This is a genomic window from Undibacterium sp. YM2 (genome assembly GCF_009937975.1).
Classification (GTDB): Bacteria; Pseudomonadota; Gammaproteobacteria; order Burkholderiales; family Burkholderiaceae_D; genus Undibacterium.
The window spans coordinates 1,873,994-1,890,286 of sequence record NZ_AP018441.1; the positions used below are offsets into that span (position 1 = coordinate 1,873,994).

At 50.2% G+C, this 16,293-nt stretch carries 14 protein-coding genes; 10 read left to right on the plus strand and 4 right to left on the minus strand.

Translation table 11 applies throughout. The annotated features are described in order from the left end of the window. Positions 1-343 precede the first annotated feature (343 nt). The 5 genes from UNDYM_RS08365 to UNDYM_RS08385 all read left to right on the plus strand — a co-directional run bounded on the left by UNDYM_RS08365 (position 344) and on the right by UNDYM_RS08385 (position 7,587). Entirely contained in the window at positions 344-4,576 is a 4,233-nt protein-coding gene (locus UNDYM_RS08365; protein ID WP_162040642.1) for a hypothetical protein, read from the plus strand. Positions 4,577-4,695: 119 nt separating this feature from the next. Continuing rightward, positions 4,696-5,370 carry a hypothetical protein gene (locus UNDYM_RS08370; protein WP_162040643.1) on the plus strand — a complete coding sequence of 225 codons (675 nt, stop codon included), beginning with the start codon at positions 4,696-4,698 and terminating at the stop codon, positions 5,368-5,370. After that, positions 5,357-6,073 carry a hypothetical protein gene (locus tag UNDYM_RS08375; protein ID WP_162040644.1) on the plus strand — a complete coding sequence of 239 codons (717 nt, stop codon included), beginning with the start codon at positions 5,357-5,359 and terminating at the stop codon, positions 6,071-6,073. The genes UNDYM_RS08370 and UNDYM_RS08375 overlap by 14 nt, the downstream gene beginning before the upstream one ends. Positions 6,074-6,161: 88 nt before the next feature. Further along, positions 6,162-6,689, plus strand: a complete 528-nt coding sequence (locus UNDYM_RS08380) for an alpha-ketoglutarate-dependent dioxygenase AlkB (protein WP_162040645.1) — start codon at positions 6,162-6,164, stop codon at positions 6,687-6,689. Positions 6,690-6,807: 118 nt separating this feature from the next. Further along, positions 6,808-7,587: an ATP-grasp domain-containing protein gene (locus UNDYM_RS08385; RefSeq protein WP_162040646.1), complete on the plus strand. Its 780-nt coding sequence runs from the start codon at positions 6,808-6,810 to the stop codon at positions 7,585-7,587. A 54-nt stretch (positions 7,588-7,641) separates the two neighbouring features. Here the strand turns inward: UNDYM_RS08385 and kynA are convergent, their stop codons facing one another. After that, positions 7,642-8,493, minus strand: a complete 852-nt coding sequence (kynA, locus tag UNDYM_RS08390) for a tryptophan 2,3-dioxygenase (protein ID WP_162040647.1) — start codon at positions 8,491-8,493, stop codon at positions 7,642-7,644. A 178-nt stretch (positions 8,494-8,671) separates the two neighbouring features. Beyond that, complete coding sequence (gene kynU, locus UNDYM_RS08395) at positions 8,672-9,928, minus strand: kynureninase (protein WP_162040648.1); 1,257 nt, start codon at positions 9,926-9,928, stop codon at positions 8,672-8,674. Positions 9,929-10,409: 481 nt separating this feature from the next. On the opposite strand from kynU, the gene UNDYM_RS08400 reads away from it, so the two are divergent. The 3 genes from UNDYM_RS08400 to UNDYM_RS08410 all read left to right on the plus strand — a co-directional run bounded on the left by UNDYM_RS08400 (position 10,410) and on the right by UNDYM_RS08410 (position 12,533). Further along, complete coding sequence (locus tag UNDYM_RS08400) at positions 10,410-10,886, plus strand: Lrp/AsnC family transcriptional regulator (RefSeq protein WP_162040649.1); 477 nt, start codon at positions 10,410-10,412, stop codon at positions 10,884-10,886. Between the two features lie 38 nt (positions 10,887-10,924). Next, positions 10,925-11,401 (plus strand): NUDIX hydrolase, encoded by a 477-nt coding sequence (locus tag UNDYM_RS08405; RefSeq protein ID WP_162040650.1) that lies wholly within the window; start codon positions 10,925-10,927, stop codon positions 11,399-11,401. Positions 11,402-11,579: 178 nt separating this feature from the next. After that, positions 11,580-12,533 carry an MBL fold metallo-hydrolase gene (locus UNDYM_RS08410; RefSeq protein WP_162040651.1) on the plus strand — a complete coding sequence of 318 codons (954 nt, stop codon included), beginning with the start codon at positions 11,580-11,582 and terminating at the stop codon, positions 12,531-12,533. A 46-nt stretch (positions 12,534-12,579) separates the two neighbouring features. Here the strand turns inward: UNDYM_RS08410 and UNDYM_RS08415 are convergent, their stop codons facing one another. After that, entirely contained in the window at positions 12,580-13,578 is a 999-nt protein-coding gene (locus UNDYM_RS08415) for a type II secretion system F family protein (protein ID WP_162040652.1), read from the minus strand. Between the two features lie 115 nt (positions 13,579-13,693). Here UNDYM_RS08415 and UNDYM_RS08420 point away from each other — a divergent pair, with 115 nt between their 5' ends. Both UNDYM_RS08420 and UNDYM_RS31215 read left to right on the plus strand, forming a co-directional pair. Then, positions 13,694-14,359, plus strand: coding sequence for a hypothetical protein (locus tag UNDYM_RS08420; RefSeq protein ID WP_162040653.1), 666 nt, complete (start codon positions 13,694-13,696; stop codon positions 14,357-14,359). 119 nt (positions 14,360-14,478) lie between these two features. Further along, entirely contained in the window at positions 14,479-15,018 is a 540-nt protein-coding gene (locus UNDYM_RS31215; protein WP_162040654.1) for a glycine zipper 2TM domain-containing protein, read from the plus strand. A gap of 104 nt (positions 15,019-15,122) precedes the next feature. Here the strand turns inward: UNDYM_RS31215 and UNDYM_RS08430 are convergent, their stop codons facing one another. Continuing rightward, a complete protein-coding gene (locus tag UNDYM_RS08430; RefSeq protein WP_162040655.1) occupies positions 15,123-16,217 on the minus strand; it encodes a serine hydrolase in 1,095 nt (364 codons plus the stop codon). Positions 16,218-16,293: the final 76 nt, after the last annotated feature.

The window sequence follows — 16,293 nt, forward strand, 5'->3', positions numbered from 1 at the left end:
TTCTGATCAATCTGTATGCAGGTTTGCAGAGTGGTGGTGTACAGGCAACGCAGCGGGCGCAGTATCGCTACTTATTTGTCAATAAACTATGTTTTCGTACAAGGTATAGTTTTATAAAACGACAAGTATTATCTGGTAGAACCTGGCTGTTCCGGCCGTGCCTTATGTCATGCAGGCGTCATACCGGCGTCATGTAGAGCTTGTGAAGTTCAGGCAGGTCAATAATGATTTCTGTTTTAGCCAGGCAAAGAGGCTTGCAAATAAAAATCACCAACGCCGGGTGCCATTGCAAAATATGCCACTATAATTGACGTGACCATATCTTAACCATCAGGGATACAGAATGCTGAAGAATTGCATTGCAGCCTTAGTCATCGTTTTATTTGCTTCATTGCTCAGCCGTGCCAGCCAGGCTGCTGAATTCCCTGTCGGTGCCGTTCCCGACCCTCTAAAGAGCTGGGTGCCATGGGCACTGGATGGTGTAGAAAACTTCGGTTGTCCGCAACAGGGGGCTGACGCCAGCCAAAAGCAATGCGTATGGCCCGGCCTGCTGGATATAAAAGTAAATGCGAAGGGGGCGAGTTTTGCCCAGGATATGCAAGTGCATAGAGATACCTGGGTTTATCTGCCGGGCAGCGCCCTGCATTGGCCGCAAGATGTCAGTGTAAATGGCAAACCACAGACAGTACTGGCACGCGATGAAATGCCCGTTATAAAACTGACGCGTGGCACCTATAAACTGGCAGGTAAATTTATCTGGACTACAGTACCAGAGTTTTTACCCCTGCCACAAAATACGGCTTTATTGAAGCTGGATTTGAATGGCAAAGCAGTGAATTTCCCTGTGCGGGATGAAAGCAATCAGTTGTGGTTGCAACGCAAAGCCGATGCAGACAGTGGCGAACAAATCCAGATACGCACCTTCCGTAAAATCACGGATGGTGTGCCGGTCATGGTAGAGACTTATATCCGGCTCGAAGTCTCAGGCAAGGGCAGGGAGATCAAGTTGGAGCGCGCACTCTTGCCAGATTTAATCCCGCTGGAATTACGCTCTGGCTTACCTGCCAGCCTGAAGCCGGATGGCAGCATGACAGTACAGGTCAGAGCAGGCAAGTGGGAAATACGTTTGTTTGCGCGCCAGCCCGGGCCGTCTAAACCCCTGAGTCTGCCTGAAGCTGCTGAGGAAGAAGTCTGGTCTTATGAAGCGACGCCCCTGATACGCACAGTGGCGATAGAAGGACCATCCACCGTTGATCCCCAACAAACCACCTTGCCGCCAGAATGGCGCAATTTGCCAGCATATCTCATGCGTGCTGGCAGTACATTCAGCTTCAAGGAAATACGCCGTGGCGACAGTGATCCGGCACCTGACAAACTGTCTTTGCAACGCCGTTTGTGGCTGAGTTTTGATGGCTCCACGCTGACCATGAGTGACCAGATCAAAGGTGACATCAGTCATTCCAACCGCCTGACCATGGGCAATATCGCCCAACTTGGCCGTGTCAGCGTAGCCGGGCAAGACCAGTTGATTACCCGTGGCAGTGACAAGCTGGCTGGCATAGAAATCCAGCGCGGCAGCATCGATGTGGGTGCTGACAGTGTGATTGGCAATAGCACCCGCAAGCTTTCTGCCGTGACCTGGCAAAAGGATTTTGACAAGCTGGGCATAGAATTGATTTTGCCGGCAGGCTGGCGTCTACTACACGCGGGTGGAACCGACAGGGCCGAAGGAGCCTGGCTGTCCCGCTGGAATTTGCTGGATTTTTTCCTTGTGCTGGTAATTGCGCTGGCTGCGGGCAAATTGTGGGGCAGGCAATGGGGCGCGCTTGCCTTGTTTGCGCTGGTCCTGTCTTATCAGGAGGCAGATGCACCACGTTATGCATGGATAGTCTTGCTGGCGCTGACCGCGATTTTGCGCGCCTTGCCAGCCAGTCGCTTCCAGATTTGGATCAAGCGTCTGCAGCAAGTCAGTTTGCTGGTGCTGGTCTTGCTGACGCTGTCATTTGCCACGCAACAGGTACGTTCAGCTTTGTACCCTGTGCTTGAGACCGATGGTAGTGCAGCTTATAGGTATCAGGCAGTTCAAGGTGACATGTCGCCAACACCTGCCGCTGCGCCAGCTGCAATGCCAGTCGATGCCAGTACAGAAGTGCAAGGCGGTAGCAATGCTGAGATGGCACCACCACCGCCTCCTGCGAGGATGGTAGAAGAAGTCAAACCACCAGCCGAGCGCGCTGCCGAAAAACTCGCCAAAGCGGACGCAGTACGATCCTATAGAATGACCAGTCCCAAGGCAATTATCGGTACGCGCGCAACTAACTATCAAGTGCTGGACCCCGATGCCAAGGTGCAGACTGGCCCGGGCTTACCCACCTGGAACTGGCGTTCCCATCAGTTGATCTTTGACGGCCCGGTCAGGCAGGATCAACAACTGGATCTATGGCTGTTGCCACCCTGGGCAAATAAACTGCTGGTTGTGTTGCGCCTGATATTGCTGGGCTTTTTATTGCTGTGCGTGAGCGAGTTTAGAAAAGGATCAAATCAGGGGCCTTCGGACAGTGACAAACCAACTGCAGGCAGATGGCCATGGCGTGGCTTGGGCAAGGCCGCGTCCCTGTTGATGATGTGCAGCTTGATTGCACTTCCCGCTGTTTACAGCGAATCTGCACATGCCCAGATGCCGGATAATGAAAGGCTGGAAGAGTTAAAACAAAAATTAAGCCGCCCGGCAGACTGCCTGCCAAATTGTGCCGAAATCTCGCGCATGATGGTGCAAATCAATGGCAACAATGTCCGGCTGGGGCTGGATGTTGATGCCGCCATTGAGCTTGCCTTGCCACTGCCTGGTGGTATCAAACACTGGCTGCCCGCGCAGGCGCAACTGGACGGCAAGCCAGCCTACATAAGCCGTGCCGACGATGGAACTATATGGTTGCTGGCCCCGGCAGGACGACACAGACTGGAACTGGCAGGCGAATTGATGCAGAGCGATACTTTGCAACTGCCCCTGCCGCAAAAACCGAGACAGGTCGATGTACATGCAGATGGCTGGGATGTGGCAGGCTTGTCAGACGACTCTGGTGTTGCCGATACCCTGCAATTCAACCGCCGCATCAAGGCCAGCAGCAAGACCGAGGCGAATGCTTTGCCTAGTTTTTTACGCGTCACCCGTCGCTTGATACTGGACAAGGAATGGCAAGTCGAAACCACAGTCTCGCGCCTGTCTCCCTCGGGCCAGCCTGTGTTGGCGCAGATCCCATTATTGCCGGGTGAGGCAGTCACTACTGCTGGTTTGAATATCAGGGATGGCAAGGTTGCCGTTAATCTGGGGCCACAAAGTGAGAGCATGGAATGGCATTCGAATTTGCCACAAACTGCCCAGCTTAAACTGAATCTTGCGCAGCAAAGTAATTGGGTAGAAACCTGGGTTATTGCTGCCTCCGGTATCTGGCACCTGGGCACGACAGGACTGCCACCACTCGCCAGTGATGCCAGCAATGGTGAGAGCGGGGCTGATCTGGTGTTCCGGCCATGGCCGGGCGAGACCCTGGCTATCACTGTAGAACGACCACAAGCCATTCCCGGACAAACCCTGACGATAGATGAAAGCCGCTTGCTCGTCAGCCCGGGCAGCAGGGCTACTGACTATCAACTGAGACTGCATTTGCGCAGCAGCCGTGGCGGCGACTACACCCTTACCTTGCCAGAAGGAGCGGTATTGCAGCGTGTGAATATCAATCATCAGTTAAGGCCATTGCGTGCAAATGGCAGGCAACTGGTGTTACCGGTAGTACCAGGTGCGCAAGACATAGAAGTGCAATGGCGTCTCGATCAGGGCGCAGCTTTCAGCTATACGACTGCTACTGTGAATTTGCAGCAGGCCAGTGTTAACCACACCCTGCAATTGATCTTGCCACGAGACCGCTGGCTGTTGCTCGCCGGTGGGCCCGGCATAGGGCCTGCCATCCTGTTCTGGGGCAAGCTCGTCGTCTTGCTGCTGGTTGCGGTTGCCCTTGGCCGTTATGCAGGCTTGCCTGTCACGACCCGGCAATGGTTGCTGCTGACCCTGGGTTTAACCCAGGTTGCCTGGTGGAGTGCGGCGCTGGTGGTTGCCTGGTTCTTTGCATTTGTCCGGCGTGCGGCAAGGGCTGACACAGTCTCAGCAAGATGGCAGTTCAATTTGGGGCAGTTTGGTCTCGCCGTATTGACTTTGCTCATGCTGGGTATTTTGCTCGATGCGGTGCAGAGCGGTTTGCTGGGCCAACCAGACATGCAGGTTGTTGGCAATGGGGCCAGTGCCAATAACCTTGTATGGTATCTGGACAGGGCAATAGCAGACCTGCAAACAGCCTGGGTATTATCACTCCCCATGCTGGTTTACCGAGGCATGATGTTGCTGTGGGCCTTGTGGCTGGCATGGTCATTACTGGGCTGGTTGAAGTGGGGCTGGTCGGCATTTGCCAGCGGCAGTTTGTGGAAACAAAAGCAGCGTGTGCTGGAGACAGAAGTAATCGCATCTGAGGATGTAGTCAACTCAGAGCTTGCAGAAGGGCGCGCAGCAGAAAATCAGAAGTGAGGTAAAAGCTCAGGCGTGGCTTGCTGCGCCTGAGTTCAACCGCACGCATAGGACAGCAACTTGCATGAACGATGACCACTTCAAGAATAGCTTAACAATAACTCAAAACAGGTTGAAAATTGAATACGAAAAGTGCAGTAATACTGCAATTCTGGCGACACTTATCTTTCAATGTTGGAGTCATCGCTACTTTGATTGTAGGTGCAGGTCTGGCTAATGCTGGTGAACTTGCAGTTTCAGCTCGCCATCTTGTGACAGATTCCCTGACTATGGAGCATGTCGCTGCCCTGGATGCCGCATTGAAAGCGAATCCGGATATGAAAGAAATAGAATTGGTAGATGTGCCCGGTGCCAGTAAAATCGCGCCAGATGTCGCCTATCAATTTCAATTGCGTATTAATCAAAACAAGATGCGCACATTTGCGCGAGGTTTTTGCGCTTCTACTTGTGCCTATATTTTCCTGATGGGGCATGAACGCACGCTGTTACCTTCGAAGAATGGGCAAGATACAGTGTTGCTCATGCACTCGATCAACTCTGGTATCGATGGTACATTTCAACGTACTTATAACGACGACTTGATCTCTATCGTGCATCAACGCAGTAATGGCAAGTTGCCCTTCGATTTGCTGAACAAAATGTATGAAACTACAGACAGAAGTGGCGGTATTTATATTTATCGTAAACCTTTGGATACCGGTGGCTATGTTTTCTTTCAAGCTCAGTATGGTGCCAAGCGTGTCAAAATGAGCGATGCCACACCTGCAGATTTAGGAATCCATGTCGATGAATAAGTCTTTTAAAATGCCTCAGATTTTTTCACGTCCTGTATTTAAGCGAGCCACTAACATTTGCTTGCCCATTGCCATGCTCACCGTTTTCTATCCAGTCTTGGCACAGACATTAGTTAGCGCATCTACCCCTGTATCTATTCCTGTTAATAACAAAAATTTTCGAGTAGAAAGGAAAATTGACAAAGCTTTGCTAGAAAAGTTTGATGCTGCTATCAAAGCCAATCCTTCGATATCTGGAATTGAATTTGATGGCGTAATGGATGCACCAGAGATTGATGTAGATGCCGTCATGGGTTTGCATGGCAGGATTAAACAATATCAGCTCTCAACTGCAGCACGTGGTTTGTGTGTTGGTTCATGTGCATTACTTTTTATGTCTGGCTACACACGCACTATGCTGCCTGCAGGAAATAATCGCTTAACCAGAGTAGCACTGCGCCCTCTTACAAATCAATATCATGAATTTCTTTATGAGCAGACCGACATGCTTGTAGCAGAAATCATCAAGCGCAGCGATGGGAAAATTACCGGTGAGTTCATGGCAAAGATATACCTGGTCCGTGACGACGTCGCCAGCCTCATGATTCAGTACCTTGCTGGAAAGAGCGATATTAATGTCATTTTTCTTGAGCGTGCCGGAGGTAAAGTGCAGCCAGTAGAGCCATCGACTGCCGAGGGCTTAGGTTTGAAGATAGGGGCATGAAATGCTAATCAGTGATTAAGCTCAGAATTTTTTAATGGTGTCTGCGACATAAGTGCAACACTAATCACTTGACACAAAAAGCTATAGAATGCAAACACCAGCAATTTATTTGAAGCCCGATTTTCTCCCGGCATCTGACGAATTATTTAAACGATTAAAAAAAGAGGTCATCTGGGATGAAAGAATGCGCGCCCGTAAAACAGCGAGCTTTGGCGTTGCCTATGATTACTCGCAAATCTCGTATGCTGAGACTGAGATGCCAGAATTCCTGCAGGTGATTTGTAAGGATATAGAAAATGAACTCGGTTTTTTACCCAATAATTGCCTGCTGAATTTTTACCTGGACGGTCACTCGAGCATGGGGTTTCATTCAGACTCTACTGATGAACTGGCAGAAGGTAGTGGCGTCGCCATCGTCTCGCTTGGCAGTTTGCGGCATATTGCCTACCGCAGCAAAGAAGATAAAAACCAGGAATATTTTTACCCTTTGCCAGCGGGAGGATTGCTGTATATGTCGGCAAGCATTCAAGAGGAATGGCTGCACGCCATTCCTAAAGAACCAGGGGCTGGTGAGCGAATTAGTTTGACGTTCAGAAAAATAGTGAAGAAGGCTTAGACAGGGTAGTGATTGATATTTACCAAGCCGTCGTCTGGATGGCAAGTAAAAACGAATTCATTGCATAGCATTAAGGATGCGCACTACACTGTGACTTTTAAAAACAATAAAGCTGCATATGCATTGGGTCATACAAAACAATATTTTTTCTGAGACAGGCTGGGACCAGTTACTGGAAACCATAGATCGCTTTGGGCTGTCTCATTCAGTGCATAAGGTTGTACCGTTTATTGGTGAGCTGGAACCGCCTGCAGTTATTGAGCATGACAACGTCATCTGCATAGGTTCATACTCTATGCGTCATGTTGCCAAACGAAATGGCTGGGCGCCTGGAGTTTTTGATTTGTTTGAGCAGGATTTTGAGCAACAACTCAAGCATTGGGGTGAGCATATGCTCAATGCCGGTTCTGTCATCAGCAGTTTCGCAGAAGCGGTATTTACCGAAGATTTGATGTTCATCCGTCCGACTAATGATTCCAAATATTTTGCCGGGCGGGTATTTTCACGCGAGGAATTTGAGACCTGGCAAAAGAAAGTCTGCGACCTGAAGCTTGATGATGGCAGCAGTCTGACTCCGCAGACTTTGATACAAGTCATGAAGCCGATTGCGATTTATTGCGAGGCACGCTTTTGGGTCATCAAGGGACGTATCATCACCAAGTCTATATACAAGCGCGGTGACCGGGTGATTTATTCCAGTGAAGTTGATGACAGTTTTGCGCACTATGTGGAAGAACGCATTCGGGAATGGCAGCCGCATGAAGCCTTTGTCATTGACGTATGTGATACTGAAATGGGTTTGAAGATAGTTGAAATCAATACCTTGAATTCATCAGGTTTTTATGCGGGAGACGTGCAAAAACTGGTGCTGGCATTGGAAGAAGCTTTTAGCGTTTGAATTACCCATGCAGAGGAATTATTTCCTCTGCATGTCGTTGATATCTCTTATTCTTTAAAGTGCCGTCCGCAAAGAGAACAATTCCGGGAACAACACTACATCCAGCATCTTGCGCAGATAGCTTACACCTGCTGTGCCACCAGTGCCGGTTTTGAAACCTATGATGCGTTCTACCGTCGTCACATGGCGGAAACGCCAGATGCGGAAGGCGGTTTCCATATCCACCAGTTTCTCTGCCAGTTCATACAAAGACCAGTATTTTTCTGGTGTTTGATAGACTTGCAACCAGGCTGCCTTGACGGATTCATTGGCAACCACGCCAAGTGACCAATCCTGTTGCAAGCGGTCTGCATCTATCGCAAAACCCTGGCGTGACAAGAGCATGATGGCTTCATCATAAATCGAGGGCGTACGTAAGGATGCATCCAGGGTTGCGTGTATTTCGGATTTGCTTTCGTGCACGCTCATCAGGGTGGCGTTCTTGTTACCCAGCAGGTATTCCAGTTCACGGTATTGATGTGACTGAAAGCCTGATGACGCACCCAGGTAAGGGCGTATCGCCGTATATTCACTGGGCGTCATGGTAGATAAAACATCCCAGGCATGCACCAGTTGATCCATGATGCGGGCCACGCGCGACAGCATCTTGAAGGCTGGTGGCAGATCATTGCTGCGTATGTGCTGACGCACCGCATGCAGTTCATGCAGCATCAGCTTGATCCACAATTCACTGGTCTGATGCTGGATGATGAACAGCATTTCATTGTGATTCGGTGAGCGCGGGTGTTGCGCCGTCAGTATCTGGTCAAGGCCAAGATAATCGCCATAGCTCATGGATTCACTAAAGTCCATTTGCGCGCCATGCCATGACATAGGGCATTTGCCAGTTTGTTCGTTATTGCTCATGATGTTTCCTTAAATATCTTTAATGCTTAAAACCATTAACCACAGAGGCACAGAGAAAAACATAAAAGAGAGAAAATCTTTTACAGTTGAGACGATGTTCTTCACCATCTGTTTTTTTGAGGTTTTCTCTGTGATCCTCTGTGCCCCCTCTGTGTCTCTGTGTTGAGGGGTTTTTAAATTAAGTCACTGCATTACGTTCAGCGTTGGCATCGTAGTCTTTGCTGTCGAGTATATCGCGCAAGCCTTCTGCCGCGTCCCAGACATCAACAAAACTAGTATATAACGGTGTAAAACCAAAACGCATGATGGCTGGTTCACGGTAATCACCGATGATGCCGCGCTTGATCAGCGCCTGTATCACGGCATAGGCATGCGGGTGTTTGAAGCTGGCCTGGCTGCCGCGTTGCTGATGCTGGCGAGGCGTGACTAGTTCCAGTGAATGTGCAGCGCAGCGGGCTTCTACCAGGGCGATAAACATGTCCGTCAGTACCAGTGATTTCTTGCGTATGGCCTGCATGTCGGTCTTGCCGAAAGTATCCAGGCCACAGGCGACCATGGCCAGCGAGGTGATAGGCTGGGTACCACAAAGGGCGCGGCGTATACCTGGGGTGGGGGTAAAACCAGGGTTCATGGCAAACGGGCTGGCATGGCCCCACCAGCCGGACAATGGATGGTGGAATGCTGCCTGATGGCGTGCTGGCACCCAGATAAACGCTGGCGAGCCGGGGCCACCATTCAGGTATTTGTAAGTGCAACCCACAGCAAAGTCGGCATTTGCGGCATTCAGATGTACTGGTACTGCGCCGGCAGAATGGGCCAAATCCCACAAGATCAGCGCACCATGTTGATGCGCAAGCGTAGTGACTGATTCCATGTCATGCAAATAGCCAGTACGGTAATTCACGTGCGTGAGCATGACCAGCGCCGTGCTGTCATTGATGACTTGTGGCAGCTCGTCCGGAGAGTCTATCAACTGGATTTGATAACCGCGATCCAGCCAGCGGGTGATGCCTTCCGCCATGTAGATATCGGTAGGGAAGTTGCTGCGCTCAGTAATGATGGTTTTGCGTTTGCTGTCTGCTGCCTGTATCTGCAGCGCGGCGGCAATGGCCTTGAACAGATTGACAGATGTCGTGTCGGTGACCACTACTTCATTGTCTGCGGCACCAATCAAAGGGGCGAGCTGGTTGCCCAGCTTGGATGGCATATCAAACCAGCCAGCAGTATTCCAGCTCTTGATGAGATCAGTTCCCCATTCGCGGGAGATGACATCTTGTGCCCTTTGCAGCGCTGCCTTGGGGCGCGCACCGAGGGAGTTGCCGTCAAGGTAAATCACACCGGCAGGCAAATCAAATTCTTCACGCAAGGGCGCCAGCGGGTCTTGCTGGTCTAGCTTTTCGCAATCGCTGCGGGTGATGGTGGTAGTTTGTGTCATTACTGCAGACTCCTTAATATAGCGCGTAGTGGGCTGGCATCAAGCCCGGTAAGTTTGGTGGCAGGCAAAGCAGTTCATCTTTGCTGTAACGATCTACACGGGGCTATGGTTCATGAAAAATATGCAGAGATTTTATGCCGGATTGCCTGAATTTTTCTTGCAAATTGCAGTATGAAAATCGAAATTAATAGAATATTCTGCGATTTATATCTGAAATATTGATATAAAATGCATTGATGAGTTTGTGCATTGCGCAAAGACACCAAATTGTTTTCATCTTTGCAATTGCTTGTTCTTCTCATCTGCTGGTAATCATAGATTAAGAAACACTCACCACAGCGGCATAAAGGAAGCAAAGTATGCTTGCAAGTAAGCTTTCATGCTTCTTCGCTTGTCTCAGTGTGTCCATTGTGTCTTTGTGCCTCTGCGCTTGTGCCTCTGCCTTAAGAGGGCTTACCATAAATTAAAAAGAGATTGTCAAATGCAACTCGACGCCACCGATCTTAAAATCCTGCAGCAATTGCAAGCCGATGGCCGCATCAGCAATCAGGAACTTGCTGACAAGGTATTCCTGTCCCCATCATCCTGCCTGCGCCGCGTGCGCATGCTGGAAGAGGCGGGTATCATCCACCACTATTGCGCTGTCATTGATGCTGCGGCAGTTGGCCTGGAAGTTGATGCTTTTGTCCAGGTCACCATGCGGCGCGATGTAGAACAATGGCATGAGAATTTCTCACAAGCGCTGCAGCAATGGCCGGAAGTCGTCGGGTCTTATATCATCACCGGAGATGCCAATTACCTGTTGCGTGTGCGTGCACGTAATCTCAAGCATTACTCAGCATTTGTACTTGAACGTCTTTATAAAACCACCGGTGTGCTTGATATACGGTCAAACATCGTACTGCAAACCTTGAAGGACACACAGCAGATTGCCACCAGTTTGCTGGTGGCCGAATAAACCAGGCCAGGCCTGACCAACATAACCATGTCCAAGCCATGATTTCTTTTGATATTGATGAATACCGCTATAACCTGCGGGCTGCTGCCATCATTCTGGATGGTGACAGGGTACTCTTGCATAAAATCGAAGGCGATGCATTCTGGTGTGTGCCAGGCGGGCGGGTCGATGCGGGTGAGCAGGCTGCTGCTACGGTAGTGCGCGAAATGCAGGAAGAATTATCAGAACAAGTGACTTGCGAGAGATTTTTGTGGACAGTAGAGAATTTCTTTGAATACCGGGGGCAAAAACATCATGAACTGGGCTTGTATTTTTTAGCGCTGTTGTCACCAGACTCGCGCCTGCGCAACACACCAGGCCCCTATTTTGGCAATGAAGGTAATCTGCAATTGACTTTCGATTGGTTCACACGGACAGAACTCCAGCATCTGGATATTCGCCCCTCATTTCTGGCAGATGTATTGGCAGAGCCGGAGCTCAGAGTTGGGCATATTGTGCATCAGGAAAGCCAGTGATACCCTCTCTGTCCATCGTACAAAAAAGCGGAAGTCAGCGAATTGAACCTCATTGTGCGGGACATGAAAGAACGCAAGCATAAGTTGGGGCGCAAGATTAGAGTGGCAGATATTCAGCGTTATGTATAAGTCGCATTGCATGATATTGAAGTGTTCACGGTCTTAGGAGAGTAACACCATGCTTCAAAAAAAACGTCTGCCGAAAATCAGTTTGAGCCTGCTATTCGCTGGCTGTTTGTGGGGCTATGCATCTTCTGTCATGGCTGCGGTATGTCAGCCAGGCAAGCTGGTGGTACAAGTACTGGGTTCCGGCGGGCCTGAACTCAGTGATCAGCGTGCGTCTACTTCTTATCTGGTCTGGGTGGATCAAAAGGCCAGGATACTGGTTGATTTTGGTAGTGGCGCAGCCTTGAATTATGAAAAATCCGGTGCCAATCCGGCAGAGCTGGATGCGGTGCTCTTCTCACATTTTCATGTTGATCATACGGCGGATTTTCCTGCACTGGTCAAAGGTTTGCCATTTGCTGGCTACGACAAAGAGCTGCGTGTTTTTGGCCCGGCCAAGCGTGGGGTTTTTCCAGGTATCAAAGAATTCACACATGCCTTGTTTAACCGTGACACGGGTGCCTACGCCTATCTGGCAGATTATGCTGACCCTGATGTCAGCAGCCAGTTCAAAATGGAACTTGAAGAAGTGAGCGTCAAGCCTAAAGAAATCAGGCGCTACGATATTGATGAGAGTCTGACGGTCAGTGCCGTCAGTGTATTACATGGCCCCGTGCCTTCATTGGCATGGCGGGTCGAGAGCAAGGGTTGTAGTGTCACTTTCAGCGGCGACACCAGTAACACCGATCAGACGCTGGATCAACTGGCGCAAGGCACGGATGTGTTGCTTGCCCATAATGCCGCCCGCGAAAACGACCCAGATGAAGTGGCACGCTTACTGCACATGATGCCGACAGAAATTGGCCGCATCGCAGGTGCGACAAAAGCAGGCAAGCTGGTTTTGTCACACCGCATGAAACGCACCCTGGGCCATGAGATGGAGAGCACAGCGGCGATACGCAAGAATTATGCAGGAACGATTTTGTTTGCCAACGATATGCAGCGCATCATCGTTGGCGGTAAATAAATGCCGGCATGGCCTTAACTGAAATGCGTTCTGTTATGCGTCCTGTTTAAAGATCCTTGGGCACTTGCGGAAGAAATGCGCCGCTGTTTAAAATGCCGTAGGCAATCACTGATGCTATCAGGGCATACGCAATTCTGGGTATCCATTCTGCTACCTGCCTTTGTTGTAGTATCAGGCTGGCATTTTCACCCTTGGCATAACGGGACAGCATTTCTGGCAAGGTACCGCTGGCTTCTCCGGTTTGTATTAATCCCAATAGTGTGTCGTTGTTGATTGCTGGTAACGAGCGTACCGCTTCTGCCAGAGTTGCCCCTTTTTCCATGCGTGGCAAAATACGCGCCAACTCACGTCTTAACAAGACATTACTGGCCCCTTGCAAGCCCAGTGGCAACGCATCGAACATGGGCAGGCCCGCTTCCAGCAGCAAGGCCATGCTCTGCCAAAAATCGCAGAGATTGCGCCGTTTGTGCATACCGCCAAAAACCGGCAATGCCAGCAGCACTTGATCCAGCCAGGATGCAGGCGCATCTGCAGGGCGCATCTGGAAACGCCTGTAAGCATAAATACCGCCTCCCACCAGGCCTGCGGCGAGCAAGATGCTGCGTACAGCATGCCAGAGATAAGCACCCATGCTCAGCGAACCGGCTACCAGTTGTGGCAAAGGCGGGATGAATAAAGCCGCTATGCCCATCAAGATAGGCCGCGTCATGCCTGACCTGACCGTGGCAATCTGCTGGGCTTTTTCTTCGTAATAGCTGGCCAGGTGGCGATAGGTCGGGGTTGGATCACCGGCAGCCAGTGCCGCCTTGAGCAAGCCTGCTTCCAGCGGGGTCCAAAGACTACTTTGCAAGCCCGCATCTGCGAGGTTTTTGCCGCGCTTAACGGCATGCAGGGTTGCTGTCATCCGGCTTTGATACGGCGCAGGCAATTTGATCATGGGCAAAGCTTGCAACGGGGGAATGCTGGCATGGCTCAATGCAGCCAGTTGTTGCAGTAAGTCTGCACGGATACGGTAGGGCAGGGCCAGTTGGGGCTTATTTTTCATACATGTTATTGTGCCATGGATTATCATGGGCTATATATAATGACGTGAATCTTAACTGTCGCAGGGAAAATATCTCGTATTTAGAAAAAAAGCCAAACCTAAAAAGGAGTACTTGATGTCTATCTCAAAATTGGCCCTTACTGTTTTATTTGCCACTTGCGCCTGGCATGCCCGGGCTTCTGAAATTCTCGAATTACAGGACTATCATGCCAGCGAAGCCAAGGTCGGCAAGACTGGCCCCTGGCTGGGTTTGCAGCAGGCAGGCAAGGGCTGGCGGCTGGTGGCGGTCAAGCCCAGCTTCAGAAAAATACCCGATCCCATCAGCGGTGCGGGTGTGCGGGTTGCGGCAAATACAGCCAATGTCAGGATGTTGTTATCCGATCCCGGTTTGAAGGCCGGGGCAGTCAGTGTTTCAGATGAAGTGAAACTGGTCAGCGGCTCTATGGACGAGGAATTTGAATTGTCGACCTTGCCATCCCTGGGGCAGGAAAGGCTGATGCACTTGCAAGGCAATGAATATAGCCTGCAGAACCGCGAAGGTAAAATCTATCTGAAGTATGCAGGAACAGAACAATACCTGTTCGACTATGTCGAAAACAAGGAAGACAACAATGCCCGCCTGATCTGGGTAGGTGATCTTGATCATGATGGGAAACTGGATTTCATCATCGATACCTCAAATCACTATAACGTCACAGAATTGCGGCTGTATTTGTCGGGGCAGGCAGCAAAAGGTGAGTTGTTGAAGCTGGTGGCCAGACGTAAAAGTACTGGCTGCTAATCCAAATTGCTTATCCTCAAGTTACATTTGCTTACCTGCGTAACATAATTCATGTCTCCTTTTTAATAGCCTCATGCGTTGTTGGAGCATGAGTCACTGTTAAATTGAAGGAGAACAACATGGAATTAGCCAATACCAGCAAACGCATACACCCCTTGGTAGCAGGTGCCGCATGCTCAGTCATACTGGTGAGCCTCCTGGGTGCTGCTGCCCTGACAGGCGTATTGCCCAGTTCCCACAGTACGGCAACACCAGTCAATGATGTTGTGCCAGCCATGAGCAATAATACCAATGCGATGAATCCCGCAGGTAATACTGCCATGCCGCTTGCCAATACTGGCAATCAGCCTGCAGCTAATTATGCAAACACGCAGTATGCTAATCCTCAGTATGCAAACGCTGCACAAAATAATTATCCTGCGCCTGCACCGGCTCCAGCCAGGGTTGCACAGAGCAGCAGCCATCATCAGCCAGTCAGAAATTATCAAACACAGCCAGCCCAGGCAAAGAATAGCCCGGTTGGTATAGGTGTAGGCGCGGTGATCGGTGGCCTGGTTGGTAGCCAGATCGGTAATGGCAATGGTCGCACGCTGGCAACTATCGCCGGTGCGGTTGGTGGCGGTTATGTTGGTAATGAAGTTGCAAAAAGGAATCCATAACAGGATTTGAGGATTACAGGATTTTGAGCTTTTAAGTAATCCATGATAAAACGGAGTGCCAGATTAGCATCTGACACTCCGTTTTCATTTAATGCGTATTGGTTTTAGCGCGCATTCGTCGAGTTCATCAGCGAACGCAACAAGTCGGCAGCAATGCCTTTGTTTGCCCAGGTTTGCGACAAATCCAGATCACCGTTGGTACTGACGATGATGAGTATATTCTGGTTTTGCAAATCTACCAGATTCAAGATGCGTACACCAGCTATCCAGCCCTGACGCTCAACTATCATGGCCGCAGCGCTATCGTCACCGGCTTTGAATGGATAAGACCAGACACCTATCGCGCCACCGACATTATTCGGCTTGACCATCTCATCGCGGCTTTTGGCAGACAGATATTTACCACGCATGAAAGCCAGGTCAAATGCATACAAGTCACGCAGAGTACCAAAGCTGCCACCAGCAGGACCATAACTGGCAAAGTTCACCGCAGGCTCAGGTTTGCCGCCCAGTGTGCCATGGATATGGGTTTTGACGTCTGGCTGGGCCGCAGAGTAATAGCCTACGTTTTGCATGCCAGCCGGGCTGAAGATGCGTTGTTGCAGCAGGCTTGAAAAGCTTTGCTTGTTGATCTTTTCCAGTAAGGCACCGAGCACAATGTAATCGCAATTGTTATAGTCGAATTTGCTGCCTGGCTTAGCATTGGATGGCCCTGCACACAGGCCAGTGGCAAATTTCTGAATATCATCACCGCTATTGGCATCCATCATGTGGACCGCGGGATTGACCATCTCATTGTAAAGACCAGAGTAATGTGTCAGCAATTGGCGCAGGGTGGCACTGCGTGCCTGTACATTGGGGTAGTCGGGCCAGTAATGTCCCAATGTCTGATCCAGTTGCAGCTTGCCCGCTTCTACTTCCTGCATTACCAGGATGGCAGTCATTTGCTTGGTGATGGATGCATAGCGAAAAGTTTGTTTGGTATCAGTGACATTGCCAAAACTTTTTTCCAGCAGGACCTTGTCGCCACGCGCGGCAAATACCAGGCCTTGAAAGCCAGTATTTTTGAGGTTTTTGGCTGCCTCTTCAAGCGTAGGAATAGCTTTGGCAGGTGCAGCATGAATGACTGGACTTAGTAAACTGCTTGCGGCAATGGTGAAAGTGGCAAAAATAGCAAGATGGCGATGAAGGTAAGACATATTGTGCTCCGGTACATTAGTCAAACAGATGCTCTGGCCTGAATATTAACAAAAGTCTAGCCTTGGTGATGTGCGT

Excerpts from the sequence above, each read along its gene's own strand:
- UNDYM_RS08420 (WP_162040653.1), top strand. The coding sequence starts at position 13,694 with ATGTCTATCTCAAAATTGGCCCTTACTGTTTTATTTGCCACTTGCGCC.
- UNDYM_RS08375 (WP_162040644.1), top strand. The coding sequence starts at position 5,357 with ATGTCGATGAATAAGTCTTTTAAAATGCCTCAGATTTTTTCACGTCCT.
- UNDYM_RS08410 (WP_162040651.1), top strand. The coding sequence starts at position 11,580 with ATGCTTCAAAAAAAACGTCTGCCGAAAATCAGTTTGAGCCTGCTATTC.
- kynU (WP_162040648.1), bottom strand. The coding sequence starts at position 9,928 with ATGACACAAACTACCACCATCACCCGCAGCGATTGCGAAAAGCTAGAC.
- UNDYM_RS08430 (WP_162040655.1), bottom strand. The coding sequence starts at position 16,217 with ATGTCTTACCTTCATCGCCATCTTGCTATTTTTGCCACTTTCACCATT.
- UNDYM_RS08405 (WP_162040650.1), top strand. The coding sequence starts at position 10,925 with ATGATTTCTTTTGATATTGATGAATACCGCTATAACCTGCGGGCTGCT.
- UNDYM_RS08380 (WP_162040645.1), top strand. The coding sequence starts at position 6,162 with ATGCAAACACCAGCAATTTATTTGAAGCCCGATTTTCTCCCGGCATCT.
- UNDYM_RS08415 (WP_162040652.1), bottom strand. The coding sequence starts at position 13,578 with ATGAAAAATAAGCCCCAACTGGCCCTGCCCTACCGTATCCGTGCAGAC.
- UNDYM_RS08385 (WP_162040646.1), top strand. The coding sequence starts at position 6,808 with ATGCATTGGGTCATACAAAACAATATTTTTTCTGAGACAGGCTGGGAC.
- kynA (WP_162040647.1), bottom strand. The coding sequence starts at position 8,493 with ATGAGCAATAACGAACAAACTGGCAAATGCCCTATGTCATGGCATGGC.
- UNDYM_RS08365 (WP_162040642.1), top strand. The coding sequence starts at position 344 with ATGCTGAAGAATTGCATTGCAGCCTTAGTCATCGTTTTATTTGCTTCA.
- UNDYM_RS08400 (WP_162040649.1), top strand. The coding sequence starts at position 10,410 with ATGCAACTCGACGCCACCGATCTTAAAATCCTGCAGCAATTGCAAGCC.
- UNDYM_RS31215 (WP_162040654.1), top strand. The coding sequence starts at position 14,479 with ATGGAATTAGCCAATACCAGCAAACGCATACACCCCTTGGTAGCAGGT.